A 23,017-nucleotide genomic window follows, 5' to 3' on the forward strand; every position below is an offset into this window, starting at 1 on the left:
ACGGACTTTTTAATGCTCTTACTTCAATATAGAAATGACTAAAATACTAATTCACAAGCCATTTTTTCACCATGGTTTTTCCTTCAATATTTAAACTTATAAAATACAAGCCTCTTGGTAAACGAAGTTCTGAATTACTTATATTAATGTGGTTCTGATTATTCACATTTAATCTTAGTACATCTTGACCATTAATATTTTTGAACTCTATAGATCCTGTATACGCCTTTGCCAATTTAATAGTTAATTCACCACTCGAATAAGGGTTAGGATACACATTAATTTTATCGGCAGCTAAACTTTCATCATTCGATGTTTTTAAGGTTTGTTGCTTATTGGTTGCTCCTACAACATCCCAGTTAAAAATAGACGCTTGATTTTTAGAAGCTGTTGCTGAAATTCCTTTAGCCGAACTGTTTTGATCTAACTTCCAATACAAACCATTAATTTTTGATTTAATATAAAAGCCTCCTGAACCATTAGACTCAAAAGCAAACTGCTGTCTATTAAACACCCCTGAAGCACCACATTTTATGGTATTATCTGATGCCGTGGTTACATATTTGTTTGTACTAACAGATTGCAGACCTATAAAATTTCCTTCAGTAACAACAACAAACTGCTCTTTACTATTAACATTATTTTGTGTAGCCTGTATAGCGGTTTGAGCACCCGTATTTACCGTTAGAAACAGTCCTTCTGAAGATTTCAATGAAATAGTTTGGCCTGATTGAGGTACCTCTGTATTGCTAGATCCATCATCTCCACTTCCATCACCGGTTACTTCTGTAACCGTGATATTACAACTGGCTACGTGATTACCATCTTGTGTCGTTACTGTTACCGAGGCATTCCCTGCCTTTAATGCTGTTATTTGTCCGTTGCTCACCGACAACACCTGGCTATTACTAACCTGCCAAGTTACATTTTTATTGGTCGCATTTTGCGGGGACACGTTAGCAGATAACGTTGTTGAATTTCCCTTCTCTATAGTCGCCGTCGTTTTATTTAAACTTACTCCAGTAACAGCTACCGGCTGACTAGCGTCTCCGTCAACTTCTTCAAGGGTAAAATCATCACAATAACCTTGTCCTGATGACCAATACCAAATACGGTAAACGGTATCACTATTACCTGTAGTTAAAGAAACTTCACCTGTACTATATGATGTACTATAAAACTCATAATTTCCAATAAGCGTATTGCTTGAAGATTCGCTAATACCCAAAAAGGTTGAAACTCCTGAGTTAGCCGCTTTACCTTTAGCTGTAACCTTGTAAGTTGTATTCGCTTTTAAAGTCACTAATTGTGCGATGCTCGAATTATTTACATACCCAGCATGCTGCCCACTACTCGCATTGTTTCTTAAAACTTCTGAAGCCCCGCTACTAGCATCCCAATGGGTTAAATCGCCGGATTCAAACCCGTTATTTTCTATCACTCCAATCGATGAACTTGGCGGTGTAACCGAGGTGTCACTCTTTTCCCAAACACGAACATAATCCACGTACATGGTTGTTGGAATGTCCTTTAGTTTCTCTCTAGTTGCGGCACTAGATTCAGGGTTCACGGCATTATTGCGGTTATTATAGAATTCCACAAATGGTTTTCTTAGTCCGAGTGACAAAGTAACATTCATTGGGCGGTGCCAATAAGTATTAGGTTTTCTAGCTACTTCAACGCCATCTATGTACCATATAATTTCTTGCTCGTTTACCTCACAACCATAAATATGAAAGTCTTGAGTTGGGTCCCAAGGCGCTCTCCATTTATTTAATTGTTCGTCTGGGTGCATTTTTGGTCGCCTCCAAACACCTTGTCCATTTTGTTTAACTACAGCATGAAGATTTAAATCGATATCTCTAACATCGTCTTGGTGGCCTTCATACCAATCGAATTGTTGTAATTCAACAATATCTATTTCGCTGTAAACAGTTTGGCCTTCACCTACAGTGTAATCAAAATTACTGTATAGCCAGAACGAAGGACAAACGCCCTCTCCAATATGTGCACCTTTAATTTTAGCTTCAAAATAGCCATAAGTAAAGGTATTATAGGATTTAAGAATTCCCGATTTGAAATAGGTACCACTATCTGAAGCATTATTCGGGTTTTGACGCATGGTTAGAGCGGCAACTCCATCGTCTGATATTTTAACATTTTGCTGGTTGTCCCACTTCCATGCTGTGGTGTTAGGAAGGTTCCCTGTTTTGATCCATTTAGCCCAATCTGGCGTGCTATTATTAAACTCATCGGAGGCATTCCACTTAATTGCCCATTGATCGGAAGGATTCTCAGTTTTGGTTGGTTTTTGAGCATATGCCACAATTGTAAGCAATAAAAAGCTCGTTGCACTCAGAAAAAATTTCCGGTGCTTTTGGTAAAAATTTGAATTTTTCATCTTGTTTAGTTTAAGTTCTAAACAAAACTACAGGAGGCACAAAGAGATAAGTAACACAAAATTAACCACTTGCAGCACAAAATTATCTTGAAATAAAAATAGTACAAAAAAAAGAAGCTATTCTAAACCGAATAACTTCCTTTTATCTTTAAAAGCACAACGCCTCTTATCTATTAAAACGTCCAGAAACGTTTCCGTCTAAAATTCTTGTAACCTCATCGATGGTGGCATAATTCACATCACCTTCGTACGTATGCTTTAAAGCACAGGCTGCACTTGCGTAATCCATAGACTTATAATCATCAAAATGTTGTAAGCCATAAATGAGTCCTGCTGCAAAAGCATCTCCAGTACCAATACGGTCTACAATATGCGTGATATCGAAATCTTGAGTTTCTCTAAACTCTTCGCCGTTCCACATTCTAGCTCTAATTTTATGCCAAGAAGCATTAATAGAAGTTCTTATTTTATCAAATACTTTTTCAATGGAAGGAAAGGTTTCCATAAGTAATTTACTAGCTTCAATAAATTCTTCGTTAGTATAACCGTATTCGGTACCTAAAACTTCATTCATTTCATTAATACCACCAATAAAAATGGTAGAACAATGCAATAATTCTACTAAGGCATCTTTGGCGTTCACACCGTATTTCCATAACCCACTTCTATAGGTTGGATCGGCAGAAACTTGCATCCCTTTTTTCTTTGCTAATTTTAAGCCTTCTTTTAAGGTATCGAAGCTCCCTTGTGTTAATCCTGGCGTAATTCCAGTCCAGTGAAACCAAGAACCATCGGCTAAAGCCGACTCCCAATCGACCATTTCTGGTTGAATACTTGAAAATGCCGAGTGCGATCGGTTATAGGAAATGGAACTTGGGCGCATTACAGCACCAACTTCCAAAAAGTAAACGCCTAAAGGGCGACCAGAACGAACAATAGCAGTGGTATCTAAATCGAATTTATTTAAATAAGAAATAGCGGTATCTCCAATAAAATCGTCCGAAATACAGGTAATATGCTTAACATTACCCCCAAAATTAGCGATAGAAAGTCCCACATTTAATTCGGTACCTCCAAAATAGAACTCTAATGTATTGGCTTGAATAAATTTTTTATTTCCGAATGGCGATAAACGCATTAAAACTTCACCGAAGGTAATAATCTGACTCATAAATATTATTTTGAAGGGCTAAAAGTAACCAATATCTGCCATAAAAATATATGTTTTAGGGAAATTTTATAAAAATGAAAGTTTCAAAATTTATATCAAATACTCTAAAACTCCATTATCCAAAATCTGAATAAAATATTTTTAATCAACAGTAAATATGGGATTGATAAATTCTATTTTTTACGCATATAAACACTTATTGGCACCCCGTTAAATCCAAAATGTTCGCGTAATTTATTTTCTAAAAAGCGTTTGTACGGGTCTTTAATATACTGTGGTAAATTACAGAAGAAAGCAAATTGAGGTTGCGGAGTAGGCAACTGCATAATATACTTAATTTTCACAAATTTCCCTTTATATGCTGGTGGTGGGTAGTTTTCAATAATGGGTAGTAAAACTTCGTTAAGCTGACTTGTTTTTATCTTCTTACTACGGTTTTGGTACACCTCAACAGCCGTTTCAATAGCTTTATAGATACGTTGTTTGGTTAATGCTGAAATAAACACGATAGGCACATCGGTAAAAGGTTGCATTTGCAATCGGATGGCTTTTTCGTATTCTTTAACCGATTTATGATCTTTTTCAACCAAATCCCATTTGTTCACTAAAACAACAATACCTTTTCTATTGCGCTCGGCCAACCAAAAAATATTTTGCACCTGACCGTCGAATCCGCGATTAGCATCTAAAACCAGAATACAAACATCGGCATGCTCGATGGCTCTAACACTTCGCATCACCGAATAGAATTCTAAATCTTCTTTTACTTTAGACTTTCTTCTAATACCAGCAGTATCCACGAGGTTGAATTCAAATCCGAAGCGGTTATATTTGGTATCTATAGAATCTCTAGTTGTTCCTGCAATATCGGTTACGATATAACGATCTTCACCAATTAAGGCATTGATAAAAGAGGATTTTCCCGCATTTGGACGCCCTACTACGGCGAAACGAGGTAGTTCGTCTTCAACCACATCTTCTTTTTCTGGCAATACTTTTACCAAAGCGTCGAGCAAATCACCTGTACCACTACCATTAATACTGGCAACGGTATAGTATTCACCTAGACCTAGCGCATAAAACTCTACAGCATCTTCGGCACGTTTGGCATTATCTACTTTATTAACAACTAAAAAAACAGGCTTATTAATACGTCTTAACAGTTTGGCCACATCTTCGTCCATTCCGGTTACCCCTGCTTCAACATCAACCATAAAAATAATGGCATCAGCTTCATCAATAGCTAACTCAACTTGTTTGTCAATTTCTTCTTCAAAGATGTCATCACTTCCTAAAACATAACCTCCTGTATCGATTAAAGAAAACTCTTTACCATTCCAATCACATTTTCCGTAATGACGGTCGCGTGTCACTCCACTTACGGCATCAACAATGGCTTCACGTCTTTGAATCAATCTATTAAAAAACGTTGATTTTCCAACATTTGGTCTACCTACAATGGCTACTATATTACTCATAATCTCAATTTAAGGTTAACAGGTTAAAAGCGATTTATTTAAGCTGTCCTGAAAACTGGTGCAAAAATAGGAAATATACTCTTTGTCACATCTTTTTTATGAAAAGAATAAAATTTAGCCTTTATCAAAAAAAATAGTATTTTACTATCCCAAAACCACGCTTCTATGGCTTTATCCAATGATATTGTTTTACGACCAAGATTTAAAATTGAAATTCCTCAATATAACGAAGTCATTTTAAGTGATTTTAAAAATGCTAAAACCATGCAATCCGATTTTATTGTATCTGTAATCGACGAGCATGTTTTTATTAAACTTCCAAAGGCTAAACAAACCTATTGGTCACCCCAGCTTCATCTGGAAATAACGGCCATCGACGACCATACGAGTCGCATTTATGGGCTATTTGGGCCGAGTCCTACAGTTTGGACTTTATTCATGTTTTTACACTTTTTAGTAGCAGGTACTTTTATAGGCTTCGCAATATGGGCCTACTCCAATTGGACGCTCGAACAAGATTATACCATTCAGTTTAGCATTGTACTTTTCATGATTATACTTTGGATTGCCCTATATTTTGCAGGCAGTATTGGTAAAGCCTCCAGTATTAAAGAAATGCATTTGCTAAACGATTTTATGAATGAGGTATTAAAAAAGAAAAGCCTTAACTACAGGACCAATTAAAGCTTTTAAAACCAACTAACTCAACCCTATTTTTTTTGTACCTACGCTTGATCGAAATCAAATAGCACCTATAAAATAGAATTCTGCGTCAAACCTACAACACACAGATTACCTGAGTGTTATCCAAACATCAAGTTAGTATTAGATTTAGTTATTATAACCAAAACGTTTTAACTGATTCGCATTACTGCGCCAATTTTTATTGACTTTAACATACAATTCGATGTGAATTTGTTTTCCAAAAAAGGTTTCTAAATCTTTTCGCGCTTCAACCCCCACACGTTTTAAAGCACTGCCTTTATGACCAATGATAATACCTTTTTGGGTTTCTCGTTCAACCATAATAACCGAACGGACTTTAATAATGTTTTCCTCTTCAAAAAATTCCTCAGTATCCACTTCTACCGCATAAGGAATTTCCTTTTTATAGTGTAAAAGTATTTTTTCGCGAATAATTTCATTCACAAAAAAGCGCTCCGGCTTATCGGTTAACTGATCTTTTGGGTAAAACGGTGGAGATTCTGGAAGTAAATCTATAATTCTATTAAACACCTCGTTTACATTAAAACCTTCAAGCGCTGAGATGGGATAAATTTCGGCATTTGGCACTTTAGTAGTCCATGATTGCACTTGTTCTTCTAATTGTGTTTGGTCTGACTTATCTATCTTATTTAACAATAAAAGCACAGGAATTTTAGAGCTTTTTATTTTATTAAAAAAGGCTTCATCTTTTAAAGCTTGCTCTCCAATTTCAACCATATATATAAGCACATCGGCATCTTCGAAGGCCGATTTCACAAAATCCATCATCGATGCCTGAAGCTCGTAAGCTGGCTTTATAATTCCAGGCGTATCACTTAAAACCACCTGAAAATCGTCGCCATTAACGATACCTAAAATACGATGCCTTGTGGTTTGCGCTTTAGAAGTGATAATGGATAATTTTTCACCTACAAAGGCATTCATTAAGGTGGATTTACCCACATTAGGATTCCCTATAATATTTACAAAACCTGCTTTATGGTTCATACGATTTTATTTTTATGCTACAAAGTTACAACTTGCAAGGCTTATTCTATGTAAAATATAGTTACAAAAAATAAGAACTACTACAAGTGCAGGGATTAAGATAAGAACCTAGCAAATCAAGACTCTATCAGATACTATAAAATTTCCAATAATTCCACTTCAAAAATTAAAGTCGCATAAGGCTTAATAACTCCTCCAGGTCTTGGATTCGCGCCATAAGCTAAGTCGTGAGGAATATAAAAAATGTATTTTGAACCTACCGGCATGAGTTGTAAACCTTCGGTCCAACCTTTTATAACTTGCGAAACCTCAAATTCTATGGGCTCACCACGGTTAACAGAACTGTCAAAAACGGTTCCATCTATTAAAGTACCATGGTAGTGCGCTTTAACTTTAGAATATTTAGCCGGTTTCTCACCTGTACCCTCTTTTAAAATTTTATACTGCAAACCTGAAGCTGTGGTGTAAACCCCTTCTTTAGCTTTGTTCGCCTTTAAGAAGGTGGTACCTGGTTTAGATAGTTTGTCGGCCTCTTCTTTTTGTTTCTTTAGAAAATAATTTCTTATAACGCTTTTAGCCGCCGCTTCATCAAGTAAAGTTTGACCATTATTGAAACTTTCAACAAAAGCTTTAAAAAAGATATCGGCATTAAATTCGTCGAAGCTCGATTTTACATTTTTTGCGACATCAATACCAATAGCATAACTTACCGAATCGACTGCTGTTTTCATTTGGTTTTGAGCTTGGGTTAGTTGACAAAAACATAACACCACTAGTAATTTTATTTTCAAATAATTCATTTCTATTCAATAGCGTCCTAAACGATTAAAAAAGAGAAAGGAAATTTTGTTCCGCAAAGTTACCTTTGTGGTGCACCACAAAAAAACCTTTCTCAGATGATAAATATAACGCTGTTTTCTCAAATAATCACAAAATTAGAAAAGTCAAGGTTCAATAAATTAGTCAGGTTTCATAACACAGATAAACATCAAAAAGGATTTGACAGTTGGTCTCACTTAGTATCGATGTTGTTTTGTCAATTTGCGAACAGTCAATCTGTTAGAGATATCAGCAACGGATTGCGTTCAGCAACAGGAAACCTGAATCATTTAGGCATGTTAGCAGCGCCTTCAAAATCTACTATAAGCTACCAAAATAAACATCGAAGCTGGGAGCTTTTCAGAGACTACTATTATGTATTATTAGAGAGTTTAGGACAGCAAGCAGGAATGAAGCGTACTAATTTCAAAATAAAGTCCAAAATATTTTTATTAGATGCAACCGTGATAAGTCTTTGTTTAAGTTTGTTTGATTGGGCAAAATACAAGACTAAAAAAGGAGCTGTAAAAATGCACACCTTGCTTGATTATGATGGTCATTTACCAGCTTATGTAAATATTACAGATGGCAAAACAGCGGATAATAAAGGGGCTTACGACATCCCGCTTTTAAAAGGAAGTGTTATTGTTGCTGATCGGTTTTACAACGATTTTGATTTACTAAAGATTTGGGACAGCAACGGAGTCAATTTTGTAGTCAGACATAAAGACAATATTCAATTTAAATCAGTCAAAGAGTTAGAATTGCCAGAAAACAGGCATCAACACGTTCTAAAAGATGAAATCATTGAATTAACAGGCGCTAAGACAAAAGAGAAATATCCCAAAAGACTTCGCAGGGTTGCCTTGTGGGATGATAAAAATGGACAAACTATTGAGGTTATTACCAATCAGAAGTCTTGGACAGCAAACACTATTACGGAGCTTTATAAGGCTAGATGGGAAGTGGAAATATTTTTTAGAGACATCAAACAGCAATTACACATCAAGTCTTTCATTGGAACTAGTCAAAATGCGGTTATGATACAGATCTGGACGGCATTAATTACCATTCTCATTTTAAAAGCGCTAAAAACACAAGCAAAGCATCCTTGGTATTTATCTAATTTAGTAGCCTTTATTAGATTAAATCTTTTTGTGAAAGTAAATTTACATAAATGGCTAGATAATCCGTTTGCAAAAGAACAACCACCACCCAATAAGCACATACAAGGGGTTCTTTTTTGAAAATTCAAAAATATAAACTATTAAACTAGTAAAATGGTTGGATTTATCCTATCTAAAATTTATTTAGGACAGGATTGATTTCTATTATTAATTATTGTTGTCCGATAAAAAACAGAATTAGCTAAAAAAGCTTTGGTGTTGGCCTTTTTTATTGATCGCACTCTTTATTTTGAAAACAGAACCTCCTTATGGGTCAAAAAGGCTTAATTGCCCAATGTTTTTGGTTGTAATCTCTTCCCAATTAGCTTCTGGGTTTTTCAGGAATTTGAACAAATCGATATATGTCATCAAATGGTATCGTATGACGGACATCATATTGGAATAAGCCCAGTTTCTTTGGGCTTTTCTTTGGATCACAAGCATAATGAGCTGGATTATCAAACTGACCCAGATTTGTATTTCGATGGCATTTTGATTGTCTCCCAAAAAATACTTTAGCGGAAAGTTCTGTTTAAGCCGCTTGAACATCGTCTCAATCTGCCACCTATTTTTATAGATGTCGGCTATTTTGTCTGCATCAAGATCATAATTATTAGTGATGAACTCATAAACTTTTTGGTGCTTTTCGTGCCAAAAAGCGATTCTCCTCAGGGAAAAAGCGTTGCCGTTTTTGTCCGTAAGCCCTATTTTTTCGTCCTTTAAGACAGCATCGTCCACTTTATTGGAGATATCAAACTCTTCAAGGCTTGTATAGCGAGCATTGTCCTTTTGCCGAGTCACAAAGTAAACATCTTCCAGTGTCCATTTTTGGTATTGCTCATAATCCACATACCCTTTGTCAAAAACCACATAAGAGCCCTTCTTGAGTTCCAGGTCTTTTAAAAAGGTGTGGTCGTGCGTGGCCGCGCTTGAAAACTTAATCAGACAAGGAACGTCTTCCATGGCGTTTATCATAGTATGCATCTTGATACCTCCTTTCTTTTTGCCGTTGAGCGGGTTCCTTCCTACACCTTTAAGAATGTCGCTAAATAGGGGGATGGTCGAGGAATCAACGATTTTAAGGTTCTTCACTGCAGGTTCTAAGGGTCTGCTGTCCGATAAAAAGCGATGGTAACGTTTGTAGAGTAAATGATAAATATCGGCAAATACTTCAGAGCTTCTTCTCCTGTTAGCATCTGACAAGGTACTGCGTTTTGGAAAGTCCGTGAGTCCTAGATGGTTGATCTTTCCCTCGCAGGCAAGCATAATACTGGAAACCTCACGAAGTGAGCTACAGCCACTGATCACGGTAAATACCATAGTGGCCAAATGCTCATAGGTGGTAAACTTTTTGGTATAGCGATCGCTGTTGTGCTTTTTGGCTGTCCGATGAACATCTTTGGGCAAAATGAAATTTAATACCTGTTTGATTATGGGGTGTCCGCTAAAGTTTTTACTTTTATTCATATCTTGGATGTGTGATAACTTCAAGATACAAAATAAGCGGGAAATCCTATCTTGGAAATCCCGCTTTTTAAATCTTTTATCGGACACTAATGATTATTAATATGTTTGAAAAGTAAAGAATTAATACCGTTTTAAAGCAAAAAAACAGGAAGCTAAGCCTCCTGTTTTTTTTATATATTTAAGTATTTAAATCACTTATTTTACTTCTAAAAGCTCTACATCAAAAATTAATGTAGCGTAAGGTTTAATTGGCCCTCCTGGTCTTGGATTAGCGCCATAAGCTAACTCTTGAGGAATAAAGAATCTATATTTTGCTCCTTCAGACATTAATTGTAAACCTTCTGTCCATCCTTTAATAACTTGTGTTACTCCAAATTCTGCAGGTTCTCCTCTATCAACCGAACTATCAAAAACAGTTCCATCAATTAAAGTACCGTGATAATGAACTTTTACTTTAGATGATTTAGTTGGTTTAGCTCCTGTACCTTCTTTTAAAACGATATATTGTAAACCACTAGCCGTAGTATGCACACCTTCTTTGGTTTTGTTTTTAGCTAAAAACTCTTGCCCTTCCACTTTATTTTTCTCACCTTCTTCGGCACGCTTGGCAGCATCTTCTTGTTGTTTCTTTTGGAAAAATGCTCTTACAACTTTTTGTGCTGTAGCTTCATCTAATAATATATTTGTTGAATCTAAAACATTAGTAAAGCCTTGAACAAACAATTCATTATCAAAATCATCAAAACTCATTTTTACATTTTTTGCAACATCCATACCTATCGCATAGGATACAGAATCCAACTCGGTTTTAATAGGTTTATTTGAAACTGCAGACTGATTATTACAAGATACTACTAGTAAAACTAAAGTCACTAGACTTAAACATTTCATTATTTTCATTTTAACATTTTTTGTTATTCGAAGTCAAATGTAACAAAATTATAGGGACAAAAAAAAGAAATTAGTAAAGGTGAAAATACCGCTCTTAACTTTTTAAAAATAGGAACAAAAAAAAACTGTTCAGCTCTTTCTCGGAGACTGAACAGTTTTTAAACTAACCAAACATTTTATATGAAAAACGAACCACTGTTTTACATTAACGCCGCAAAGTTCTGCATAAACCCAAGTGTATTTCATGATAAATATCATAAACCGACACTAAGGCCGTTAAAAAACATTCTGACCATCAGAATCTGATTAATCCCTCAAGCTAACGGAAGGAATTTTGATGATATTTTAAGATCAAAATTTTACCGTTAATCGAGAGTTAAAAAAACTCTTTATAAATAGTCTACCTGAAGTAAAAAAATATCGTTTTATGATGTATCTGCACTTTTTTTATCTTGTGTTGAAACTGATAAATTAAACGTAGATGATAAGGTAGGGTTTGTTGCAAAAAAAAACTGTTCAGCTTTCTCGGAGACTGAACAGTTTTTAAACTAACCAAACATTTTATATGAAAAACGAACCACTGTTTTACATTAACGCCGCAAAGTTCTGCATAAACCCAAGTGTATTTCATGATAAATATCATAAACCCGCACTAAGTCCGTTAAAAAACAGTTAAAAAAACTCTTTATAAATAGTCTACCTGAAGTAAAAAAATATCGTTTTATGATGTATCTGCACTTTTTTTATCTTGTGTTGAAACTGATAAATTAAACATAGATGATAAGGTAGGGTTTGTTGCAAAAAAAAACTGTTCAGCTTTCTCGGAGACTGAACAGTTTTTAAACTAACCAAACATTTTATATGAAAAACGAACCACTGTTTTACATTAACGCCGCAAAGTTCTGCATAAACCCAAGTGTATTTCATGATAAATATCATAAACCCGCACTAAGTCCGTTAAAAAACAGTTAAAAAAACTCTTTATAAATAGTCTACCTGAAGTAAAAAAATATCGTTTTATGATGTATCTGCACTTTTTTTATCTTGTGTTGAAACTGATAAATTAAACGTAGATGATAAGGTAGGGTTTGTTGCAAAAAAAAAACTGTTCAGCTTTCTCGGAGACTGAACAGTTTTTAAACTAACCAAACATTTTATATGAAAAACGAACCACTGTTTTACATTAACGCCGCAAAGTTCTGCATAAACCCAAGTGTATTTCATGATAAATATCATAAACCCGCACCAGTCCTGTTAAAAAACCGTTAAAAACACAATTATTTGTTTTAAGAAACGGCTCATAAACGCTTAAGTAATTCAAATTATGGATTTTAATTTATTAACCCGTTGTGCATTATGATTTAAAAGAAAAAAGTTGTTCATCTTACTGAAAATCAGTAAATTGATTTAACTACAAATCATTAATAATGAACAACTTGAGTGCAAATTACGAAAGAATATTGGAAGTATTAAGAAAAATATCGAAAGAACAACTTTTAAGTTATCAAAGACGACAACCAAAGCTTAGTGATTTAGAACTTATCAGTTTGAGTCTTACTGCCGAATTTATGGGAATAGATAGTGAAAATGACCTTTTTAGAAAACTTCCAGATTCCCTATTATCAAAAATAGAGAGAAGTGTCTACAATAGAAGAAGACGAAAACTAGTTAATAAGCTCAACAGTATCAGGTTAAGCTTAGCTTCCCATTTTAATGAATTTGAAGATTATTTTGTAGTAGATAGTATGCCCTTAGAAGTTTGTAAATTATCACGCAGTTCTCGTTCAAAGATTTGTAAAGAAAACACTTATGCATTTCCAGATAAAGGTTATTGTGCAGCTCAAAGTTCTAATTATTACGGTTATAAACTGCACGCTGTTTGTTCTGTAAATGGTGTCTTTCAAAGTATCGATTTGAGTCCAGCATCTGTACACGATATTAATTATCTTAAAGATATTAAGATGCAAATAAGCGATTGTACATTAATTGGTGATAAAGGCTATTTATCAACAGAAATACAGCTTAACTTGTTTGAAACCTGTAATATAACGCTAAATACACCTATGAGAAGCAATCAAAAAAATTACAAAGTACAGCCTTATGTATTTAGAAAAAAGAGGAAAAGGATAGAAACATTATTTTCACAACTTTGTGACCAATTTATGATAAGACGCAATTATGCTAAAACTTTTGAAGGTTTTAAAACAAGAATCGTAGCTAAGATAACTGCTTTAACAACTATTCAGTATATCAATAAGTTTATTTTTGGGAGAAACATTAATAATATTAAAATTAGCATTATTTAAAATGCACAACGGGTTTATTAGATTAAATGATTGTTCCAAATTTATAATCTTTTATAGGGTTTCACAGGTATTTAATTAATGTTAAATTTTAAGATTGCTTTAGGGAATTTAGTGAAATTGTGTATTTTTCGGCCAAAATTGCACCACAACCTTTTTCAAAATATTCCATTAATATTTTAAAAGGATAAAAACCCAAATCAACTAATCGCAGCTCTTTCCTTTTCAAGACTTCCCTCAAAATATTTGAAATGACTTTGAGCTCATACTAAACTTGACATCATGAACTTATTATTCAAAATGAGTAGTCTACTACTATTTGTATTTTGTTGTACCCCAAATTGGTCTCAGGGGCAAACAAGTGAAAGCACTTATAATATTATAGACATTTATAAGGCTACAAAGCAGAATTATGATTCGGCTAAAATGATTACCCCTCTAATTACCGAAGATATTAAGTATGACGAGAATATTGTTTACAAGAAAACCCGTCAAAAAAAATTAGAGTTAGACGTCTACAGTCCTTCCAAAAAGTCTAAAAAACTTATGCCAGCGGTTATACTCGTTCATGGGGGAGGTTGGCTAACAGGGCAAAAAGAAAACCAACGCGTTATGGCGCAGCATCTGGCTTTAAAAGGTTTTGTAGGTATTTCTATAGCTTATAGTTTGAGTTTAGAAGCCCGTTATCCTGCATCTGTTTTCGATGTTAAAGATGCCATTAAATGGGTAAGAAAAAATGCTAAAAAGTACAAAATAAACCCTAATCAGATTGCTGTTTTGGGTGCCGATTCTGGAGGATTGTTGGCTACTTTAGCGGGTACAACATCACACCTTAAAGTTTTCAGTACAGATGATGATATCTCTGAAAAAGTTCAGGCGGTTATAAATATAGACGGTATTGTGTCTTTAGTTCATCGTAATGCGCCTACCGAAAATAGTATGGCTAGCATTTGGCTGAACGGTTCGCGCGATAAAAATGAAAAATCATGGATGGAAGCTTCACCCCTTCAATATGTTGGAGAACAAACACCTCCTGTACTCTTTATTAATGGTCCGAATCCAGAAATTCATGCTGGAAAAAGCGATATGACAACCTTATTGAAAATTTTTCAAACCTACACCGAAACACGCACCATTCCAAATGCTCCACCAGCATTTTGGCTAATGGATCCTTGGTTTGACATGACCTTAGATTATAGTGTTAACTTTTTAAACAAAGTGTTTGGACGATCGTAATACGACTACACTTACCGCAGGATTGCTGCCAAAAAAAAACTGTTCAACCTTAAAAAAGACTGAACAGTTCTAAACTAACCAAACATTTTATATGAAAAACGAACCACTGTTTTACATTAACGGCGCAAAGTTCTGCATAAACCCAAGTGTATTTTATGATAAAAGTCATGAACCCCTATAAAGTCTGTTAAAATCGCGTTAAAATGAATCATGTACTTTATAAATTCAGCTTCTCTATTTTAATAGTTTTGCAATATTAGGGACGTTTTTCTTTAATTCGGCAACCGCTAATTTAGCCACCTCTGTGGCCCCGAGCTTAGACAAATGGGTGTCATCATGTTTGGCGGCTTTATAATAAGAAGAGGTTCCTGCTTCAAAATGAAGATGCAGTAATTTTGATTTCTCTACACCGTAGCTGGTTTCCAAAATTTCAGTTTTATACTGAAGATCTATAAAAGGCACTTGGTACTCTGAAGCCACTAAACGCACCTCTAAGGGATAAGCACCATGGGTATCCATTAATACGCCTTGCTCGTTAAAATTACGTCGCACTATGGATGAAAACAAAATAGGTATAGCGCCTTTTTCACGTGTTTCTAATACATAATTAATCAAATTGTGACGGTAGGTCGTATGCGGATTTGTAAAACGCTCTGGCGATTTTTTCTTTTGATCGTTATGCCCAAACTGGATAAACACATAATCGCCCTTTTTTAAGGTTTTCATAATGGCATCCCAACGTCCTTCGGCTCTAAAACTTTTGGAGCTTCTACCGTTTACAGCCCGGTTATCGATGGTCACCTCATCTTTAAAAAAAGGTGGCAAAACTTGTCCCCAGCCATGTTCTGGGTTTACTTCTGGATTCTTTTTATTGGCCATGGTCGAATCGCCTATCATATATATGGTTGTGTTTTGAGCAAAACCGTTTATTAAAAATAGCATGGCTAAGGCAAGTGCGTATTGTTTTAATTTAAGATGTGTCATTTATTTATGGTTTTTACTAAAATCGGTTCCTAAAATATTATCAACGGTGTATTTTTTAGCTTCTTTTTTAGATAATTGGTGCGACCAGCCAACGCGTTTATCAGGCTGAAATCCAGCTCCTGTATTGTTATACTCGGCATAAAAAGCTGTTTTTTCGGCTTCCTTTTTATTCCAATTATGCCAGCCCTCGGGTAAAATTTGATTGCCCAATTCACAATGCATGAAAACCGTTTTGGCATGTAAGCGCCAAGGCCTCCCTAAGTACACGGCATCAAGACCAGCATCGGCTGTAATATTACAGTTTTTAAAAACATAACCAAAAGCCTCGCCTTGAGGGGTTGAAGCCGCTGTGATGTATGAATTTGATTTACTGTGAATGCGACACCCTTCAAACAACACCGTAGCTTCACCAAATATAAAATCGGTACTCCCTTCGATGTAGCAGTTTTTAAAATACTGTTTAAATCCTTCTCCAGCGGTATATAAGGTATCTTGAAAACCTAAAAGTTTACAATTTTCAAAATAGCAACGGTTAGCATTTACAGAAAGCGCAATGGCCTGCCCAACTTGCCCTGCCGTGTTTTTTATAGTTAAATTTTTAGCAATAAAATCGTCGCCTTCAATTAATACTGTTGATGTATGAAAAGTGCTGTTTCTACCTAAATTAGTTTTAGAGAAATAATCATTATATGAAATGATGGTATGTTCTTGACTTTCTCCTATTAGAGTCACTTTAGTATTCCAAGAATACACATGGACTTTTTCGTTATAAACCCCGTTTTTTACATGAATAATAACCCGTTGGTAAGGAAAGGCTTTTGCGGCATAAATGGCATCCTGTATGTTATGAAAATCGCCACTACCATCTTTAGCCACCACCATGTTATAAGGATCTTTAGCTGATTTTTTCACAGGCTTCGTATCGTATTTAGACTTCCATTTTGGGTATTTAGCTAAAATTTTTCGAGGCGTATCAGTATACCAAGCATAACCACTGCGACGTTCAATTCCAATTTCGGCTAAAGTCGCTTTTTTTATGCCATCGCGATCACAGAAAAACGGTGTATTATCGTCCAGCTCCATAAACCGCGCCCAAATGGGCTCGCCATTTTGGACTTTTACCATTTTCATATCAATATAATTACCGTTAGCATCACGAATAGGTTGGCGTTTTAAGTTGGTTATTTTTACCAATTGAAACCATGCCACTGCTTTATTTACAGCATTAATAATTTCTGCAGAAGGCTTATCTATAGACATTAAAAGCGCTACAATATTGGCAGACTCCTTTCCGCTTAAAGATGGTAATTCGTAGGATCGTGCTTTTGCTGGTTGTAAACTACGTTCATCATACTGCGCGCACCAGGCGGTTAACTCCCCGTTTTGTTTGTATTGTGTTTTAAGAATACAGTCTATTCCCTTATTAAAAGCCACCTCAACTTTGTTTAGCAGTTGTGGTGGCAACTTGATGGATAATTCATCGGACTGCTCCTTCAAGGCTTTTAAAAGCTCGAGAATGTTAACCATGGAATCATCGTTGTAGGTAATATGAGAATAATACCCTTTTCTTAAGGGATAAAACTGAGGCCATCCCCCATTGTCGTATTGGGCTTCCAATAAGTATTGAACGCCGTTAATGAACGCCGATTTGTAGCGCGGGTCAGGCACCTGTCGGTATACCTTGGACAAAAACAACATTTCTTGAATAGTAGCACCATTATCGGTGGTCACATTTTTACTGCTAGACTTCTGTCTTTTTAACTGGGATATTTCTGAAGCGCTTAAGTGTTTTTGCATTTGAATATTTTTAGGCCAGCCTCCTATATCGCGTTGGTAAATCAATACATTTTCTGCAATGTCTATAGCTTCTTTTGAGGCAAACCAAGCACCTTCCTCTTGATGCACAATTCTTCCCCATGATTTGGGATGCACTTGCGCCTGAATTTGCAGACCAAACACCACCATAAAACCCACTAATAATAGCTTATAATTACGCATAAATTTAATTCATTTTAATCGATTGCATAAAATTACTAAATCTTGCAGATTTAAACCTATTAATTGGTGCCCAAAACACCGAAATTTAAAATACAAGCTGCCCTAAAAGTAAAAAGGGCATCCATAACGGACACCCTTTTTTAGTTCAAATAAGTTGTTGTTGTTGTTGTAGAATTATTATCTCACTAATAATTTCACTGATTTCTCTCCCTCAATCGTTTTAACGGTTGCGATATAAAAACCTGATTTTAAGGAGAATCTAGTATCTGAAGAAGCTCTTAAAGATTTCACTAAAGCTCCCGTAAGCGTGTAAACATTGATAGACGTTGCACTTGTGACATTAGAAACTAACACTTGGTTTCCAACCGCTTGTACATGAGTTGAAACTTTTGAGTTAACATCTTTATTACTTAAAAGTGTAGAACTCACCTCTATTTTATAATAGTTTACAGCGTTATCAGATGAAAAAATATGAATATCAGTTCCCTTACCGGTATAATCCACTTCTAGGTAACGCGTATCTGTATCCCCTGGACTATCCAGTTTAGCTAATACATTCCCATTACCATCGCTAATAATTAATGCTCGAGGTGTACTTGTCCCACTAAATCGGTACCAAACTTTAACAGCTACTGCACCACCTACTTCAAAACGGAAGTAACGTCGTGTTGGCAACCCATCGGTACCTACCGCACTACTTCCTTGACCTCTAAAACGATTCACTGAAGTATAGCCATCCGGCCACGTTTGAGCATTAGGTTCTCTTTTACCAAAAGTTGAGCCTCCAGGCACAATATTTAATCCTCGTATGGTAGTTGTTGTGGCGTAATCATCCCCTGCTGGAAATTCTGAAGTATTGCCACCTAAGTCCCAAACCTCATCAGAGACTATTTGTGCTTGTATTGTTACCGAAAAAAGTAAAATTGGTAAAATAATTAGAAGTAATTGTTTTTTCATTTTTAAAAAGTTTTTAGTTATTAAATTTAGTTATTGTAATCGATTGCCTAAATTATATATTATTTCTGATTAAACAAAATAATTTTCATTTTTAACATTCAATTTTTTGTTATTTCGTGAAAAAAACACAGTTCTGTAACATTTTTATCACCTATTAACGTTAAGAGATTCGGTTTTTCCTAAATAAAAAGAAGCTGTCCTAAAAAGTTGATTTTACGTCAATCTGAATTCATTTCAGATGCTCATAATCATTAAATTCTCAATGATATGACATTCTGTATCGTGTACAGCATGACGATTTGTTCAATTTTTTGAGACAGCCTCCTACTTCTTTAAAAACCTAATTTATAGGCTTACTTGGTTTTTAATGTGCTAAAACTTTAACCACTTTAACACCCTCGGCATTCTTCACCTTAATAATATAGATGCCATTATTTATTTGAAAACTACGATCTGTAGACGTACTAAATGTTTTTACAACGCCTCCTGTGATATTGTATACTTCAATTTTAGTTTGAGATTTCACGTTCGAAATATAAATCTGACCGTTATAACCTTTAATCAATACCGTATTGGCAGCTTCCGCTGGATTAGTTACATCTAAAACAAGAACAGAAATAGGATCCCAGTTATCATTACCTTTTGTAAACTCAAACGGTACAGCATCGGTACCATCTTTTAATACTGGTGCGGTTAATACGGTAGACCATGATGCCCGGTTAGCCGAATTATCAACTGGTGCTTTCTCTATGGTTCCATATTCATACATTAAATCTGATTCACCGCTTAAAGAGTTTGTCCAACCCTCTGGACTAATTAGTGACAAACCTTCCGAACCAGGATAGGTTGATGCATCGATAGTCGTTTCTAGAAACACAACTTCACTGGTATTGGCTCGCCAAGGACGGCCAAAATAACCTGGTTTAGAACCATGTTGAGAAGCCGTTTCAACCCCTGGAATGGTGGATTTAACATGACATTGGTACATTAAATACCCTCTACCGCTATCTTGTTGAGCTGCTGTAATATAAGCCGCATCACTAGAGGAGTCGCTGGTATTTAGTACAAAATCTGTTTGATAGAATACAGCGGTCATACCACCAAAAATATAATCTACAGCCCCCATCATAGCACCTTTATACACCACAAGGCGAGATCCTGACCCACCATAGAAACTATCTTGACGCCCAATCACACGACAATTATTTAAAGTCACTTTATCGGTGTTATTTGCGATACCAATGGCAGCAGCTTGGGTGACGTAACCTTTCGATCGGTCTTGAACATCGGTATTACCGTAATCTGTTGGTCTTACAGGTACTGAAGCCGATTTTTTAGCTTCAACAACATCTTGAGATTCTTTTAAAGATATGTATTGATTGAAGGAGTTTTCCAGAATAATATTTTCTGCAGTAAATCCATCAGCAGCTACAACAACTGTTGCATTCCAGTACGACGATCCGCCACCTGTACCTTCTTTATTTTCGTAGATTGTATACCCGTTCGCTTTGTTAACGGCTAAAGCTTCAGCACTCCATTTGTTATCTGGTCCTTGGCTATAGAAGTTATATTTTTGTCCGTAGTAAGACGTAATTCTAACCGCATTCGCATCAATATCAACACCCTTATTAAGAATGGCAATACTTGGAGATAAAGATGCATTTTTTAAGGTGACATTTTTAACGTTAATCACTAACATTTCTTCGTAGTTCCCTGGATCAATTAAAACCGTAACACGCTCATCATTTGGGCGATCCATTTCAGCTATGGCTACTAAAGCTTCTTTAATAGTCAGGTAATCTTTACCAGAACCTACAGTAATTGTGTCGGCAAAAGCTACCGCTGGCGTCACTTGAATATTAGTAAAATAAGTGGTACCTAATACATTTAAAGTTACAGTTCCTGCTGTAGCCTCTGTATACATATACTCAACACGTTCAATCAAACTGGTGCTGTTACTATTTCCTATAACCGGTGTCCCACTTTCAATAGAAAAATTCGCTTGATAGTAGTAAGACACAATCATTTTATCGCCCGGATTCATAGATACTTCAATCGTGTTCGAATTTCCTGCTACTAAGTGCCCTTTAGCTACTTCATTTTTAACACCAGAAATTACTAAACCTTTATAATGAGTATCACTTGCTACGATGTTTTTATCATCGAAACTCCAGTTTGTAACCGGATTAAAAGTTAAATTAATGGCAGTATTGGCTCCGTTAACAGTTAAATTTGCTGTAAGAGCTAATTCAAGCGCATAGGCATCTAACCCACCATAACTTACGGTGTATACGCCATCGCGTAAAGTCACCGCATCAACATTGGTAAAACTATACACATAGCTGTTATCGTTTAAATTGGTAAAAGTTAATTCCAATGCAGCATGCTGTGTAGCATCTAAATCTGGTGTATTAACAGCTACGGTGTACAATGGTTTTGCTGTAAAATCTATATCGGTAGTTTGAGTAGCATTAATAGTAATGGTGTTACTAGACATTTGGTAATCATCAACACCTTCTGCAATAATGGTATATTCCACACCAGACTCCAGGTCTACCGAGTAAGTTGCCGCACTTGTATTTATAGAAACGATTGGACTATAAACCGTATTTACAGCAGGATCTGGCTCGTAGGTTAATGTTAATTTACTTAAATCGGTTAAACCTGTAATAGAACCGGTTAAAGTATGTAAATCTACTTTGGCAACAGTAACATCGTGCGTGGTTGTCGCGTTAGTCGCATCAAAGGTTAATCCGTTTGATATCACATAACCATTAGCGCCACCAAGACTTAAGTCGTAGCTATGACCAATAGGCAAAGCTACATTACAGCTTCCAGACGAAACAACTTCTGAGAATACTTTCCCCGTTTCACGATTGGTAAAATCTAAAGTATAGCCGCTAGGAATACCTGCTGCAGCAGCTTCATCAATAGTCACGGCTACAGTAACAAATTCGGCTGGCTTTCTATGTATTCTATAATAACTAGGTTTATCAGCTGGATCGTAGATTTTAAAAGTTCCAGCACTTTTTGCTATAAAATTTATTTCTTGTAAAGTAGCGCCAACAGTAACTACATCATTTTGATCGCCTGCCGTTGTGTTTTCAAAATGAAGTTCACCTACACCATTTTGAGCCAACATAAATATCGTGATCTCATCATCTTCATCCAAATCGATAGTCCAAAGTCTTTGCGTGCTAGAAGACGCCCCATTTTGATATAGTCTTCCTGTATACCCGGTTACGCCATTAATATTTTCATCGGTACGGGTTAGATTGGTATTGGTCGTTCTTAATCGATCTGAACTAGGTTTTCCTGTCCAGTTTAACGGACCAGCATCAAATGATTCTGGTAGGTTTTCACCTGAAGTTCCAGGAGATACACCAGGGTACCAAGCATTTATTGCCGCTTCATCGAGCATATTGTCGTAAAGAAACGCATCAAGTTGTTCTGCACCGAAATCCCAAACTTGCGTTTTCACCACGGTAACTGCGGTATTTACGACTTCAATTTTAGGTGTATAAGCATCAGAACCTGTGAAAGTGAAATACAATGTAGTTGCTCCTCCTAAATAGGTATACTCGTAAGTTCCTGTTTTATCGATAGAGACTTTCACATCGTGACTTCCTAAATCTGATCCACCAGATGTTGTGCCGCCATCCATATTTCCATTACTATAAACAGAACCATAAAAACGTACCGTTGTGCTGCCACTTGCAACATCTAACTCTAAAATATTTCCGCCTTTAAAAACATAGCCATAGCCTGAACTGTGGTAATTTGTGGTGGCATCAGGCGTTCTAATTTTTCCATCAGCCGAGGCTAATATCCCCGACCCAGGAGAGGTCTCTGTTAAATTGGTTTCAACGCCTAACTCGTAGGTCGTTGTTGTTTGTCCGTAAGCCATAAATGCCATAAGGGACAATGCCATCATCATAAAAAAGGAATTTTTTTTCATTGTTAATTTAGTTTAAGTTACTCTTTAGTTTAGTAGAGCAGCGCTGTGTAATACCTGAACCATTTCGTTTTATATTCCTTTTAAAATGGTTCTTTAAATATTCAAGGAGCTGCCAAGTTTTTTATAGTTGAAAAAAGCTTCAATCCATACTATTAAGCTATCCTTACCGGACGGAAAGTATGAACAAGCAATAAGACCGGAATAAAAGTAATCGATTGCACGAAAGTATGTCAATAATTTGAATTAACAAATTACAGATCGAACAATTTTATATCTACTTCTAAAACTAGCCCTCACTATTAAGCTTTTGGATAGTACGTGTCCTGATTTATTAAAAAATTAAACCTTTCATCGAATAAAAGGAATTAACTACTGAATTTACAAAAATAAATATAATTTTGAGTAATCGATTACATTAAGACAATTAAAAATACAAGTCGATGAAACCAACAAACCATTATTAACTAAATACCAC

At 35.7% G+C, this 23,017-nt stretch carries 15 protein-coding genes; 4 read left to right on the top strand and 11 right to left on the bottom strand.

The annotated features are described in order from the left end of the window. Positions 1 to 46: 46 nt before the first annotated feature. The 3 genes from C1A40_RS01995 to der all read right to left on the bottom strand — a co-directional run bounded on the left by C1A40_RS01995 (position 47) and on the right by der (position 5,050). Positions 47 to 2,401: a family 16 glycosylhydrolase gene (locus tag C1A40_RS01995; RefSeq protein WP_102994428.1), complete on the bottom strand. Its 2,355-nt coding sequence runs from the start codon at positions 2,399 to 2,401 to the stop codon at positions 47 to 49. 166 nt (positions 2,402 to 2,567) lie between these two features. Further along, positions 2,568 to 3,572 (bottom strand): sugar kinase, encoded by a 1,005-nt coding sequence (locus tag C1A40_RS02000; RefSeq protein ID WP_102994429.1) that lies wholly within the window; start codon positions 3,570 to 3,572, stop codon positions 2,568 to 2,570. A 173-nt stretch (positions 3,573 to 3,745) separates the two neighbouring features. Beyond that, positions 3,746 to 5,050, bottom strand: coding sequence for a ribosome biogenesis GTPase Der (der, locus tag C1A40_RS02005; RefSeq protein WP_102994430.1), 1,305 nt, complete (start codon positions 5,048 to 5,050; stop codon positions 3,746 to 3,748). Positions 5,051 to 5,215: 165 nt separating this feature from the next. Here der and C1A40_RS02010 point away from each other — a divergent pair, with 165 nt between their 5' ends. Continuing rightward, a complete protein-coding gene (locus C1A40_RS02010) occupies positions 5,216 to 5,734 on the top strand; it encodes a GTP-binding protein (RefSeq protein WP_102994431.1) in 519 nt (172 codons plus the stop codon). A 147-nt stretch (positions 5,735 to 5,881) separates the two neighbouring features. Here C1A40_RS02010 and era read toward each other — a convergent pair whose 3' ends face one another. After that, the gene (gene era / locus C1A40_RS02015) at positions 5,882 to 6,763 is read right to left on the bottom strand and encodes a GTPase Era (protein ID WP_102994432.1); all 882 of its coding nucleotides are present in this window, start codon (positions 6,761 to 6,763) and stop codon (positions 5,882 to 5,884) included. Positions 6,764 to 6,897: 134 nt separating this feature from the next. Beyond that, entirely contained in the window at positions 6,898 to 7,494 is a 597-nt protein-coding gene (locus C1A40_RS18630) for a BamJ family beta-barrel-assembly machinery protein (protein ID WP_277871385.1), read from the bottom strand. 165 nt (positions 7,495 to 7,659) lie between these two features. On the opposite strand from C1A40_RS18630, the gene C1A40_RS02025 reads away from it, so the two are divergent. Next, positions 7,660 to 8,829 carry an IS4 family transposase gene (locus C1A40_RS02025; protein ID WP_102994235.1) on the top strand — a complete coding sequence of 390 codons (1,170 nt, stop codon included), beginning with the start codon at positions 7,660 to 7,662 and terminating at the stop codon, positions 8,827 to 8,829. Between the two features lie 186 nt (positions 8,830 to 9,015). Here C1A40_RS02025 and C1A40_RS02030 read toward each other — a convergent pair whose 3' ends face one another. Further along, positions 9,016 to 10,215 (bottom strand): IS4 family transposase, encoded by a 1,200-nt coding sequence (locus tag C1A40_RS02030; protein WP_102994434.1) that lies wholly within the window; start codon positions 10,213 to 10,215, stop codon positions 9,016 to 9,018. Between the two features lie 195 nt (positions 10,216 to 10,410). Beyond that, positions 10,411 to 11,115, bottom strand: a complete 705-nt coding sequence (locus tag C1A40_RS02035; RefSeq protein WP_102994435.1) for a BamJ family beta-barrel-assembly machinery protein — start codon at positions 11,113 to 11,115, stop codon at positions 10,411 to 10,413. Between the two features lie 1,418 nt (positions 11,116 to 12,533). Here C1A40_RS02035 and C1A40_RS02055 point away from each other — a divergent pair. Together C1A40_RS02055 and C1A40_RS02060 are read left to right on the top strand one after the other, a co-directional pair. Next, positions 12,534 to 13,412, top strand: coding sequence for an IS982 family transposase (locus tag C1A40_RS02055; RefSeq protein WP_102994439.1), 879 nt, complete (start codon positions 12,534 to 12,536; stop codon positions 13,410 to 13,412). A 279-nt stretch (positions 13,413 to 13,691) separates the two neighbouring features. Beyond that, positions 13,692 to 14,645, top strand: a complete 954-nt coding sequence (locus tag C1A40_RS02060; RefSeq protein ID WP_102994440.1) for an alpha/beta hydrolase — start codon at positions 13,692 to 13,694, stop codon at positions 14,643 to 14,645. A gap of 234 nt (positions 14,646 to 14,879) precedes the next feature. Here C1A40_RS02060 and C1A40_RS02065 read toward each other — a convergent pair whose 3' ends face one another. From C1A40_RS02065 to C1A40_RS02080, 4 genes are all read right to left on the bottom strand, one after another. Beyond that, complete coding sequence (locus C1A40_RS02065) at positions 14,880 to 15,629, bottom strand: rhamnogalacturonan acetylesterase (protein WP_102994441.1); 750 nt, start codon at positions 15,627 to 15,629, stop codon at positions 14,880 to 14,882. Then, the gene (pelA, locus tag C1A40_RS02070; protein ID WP_102994442.1) at positions 15,630 to 17,627 is read right to left on the bottom strand and encodes a pectate lyase; all 1,998 of its coding nucleotides are present in this window, start codon (positions 17,625 to 17,627) and stop codon (positions 15,630 to 15,632) included. A gap of 177 nt (positions 17,628 to 17,804) precedes the next feature. Then, positions 17,805 to 18,584, bottom strand: a complete 780-nt coding sequence (locus C1A40_RS02075) for a T9SS type A sorting domain-containing protein (RefSeq protein ID WP_102994443.1) — start codon at positions 18,582 to 18,584, stop codon at positions 17,805 to 17,807. A gap of 364 nt (positions 18,585 to 18,948) precedes the next feature. Then, positions 18,949 to 22,542 (bottom strand): pectinesterase family protein, encoded by a 3,594-nt coding sequence (locus C1A40_RS02080; RefSeq protein WP_102994444.1) that lies wholly within the window; start codon positions 22,540 to 22,542, stop codon positions 18,949 to 18,951. Positions 22,543 to 23,017: the final 475 nt, after the last annotated feature.

It is taken from the genome of Tamlana carrageenivorans, assembly GCF_002893765.1.
Classification (GTDB): Bacteria; Bacteroidota; Bacteroidia; order Flavobacteriales; family Flavobacteriaceae; genus Pseudotamlana; species Pseudotamlana carrageenivorans.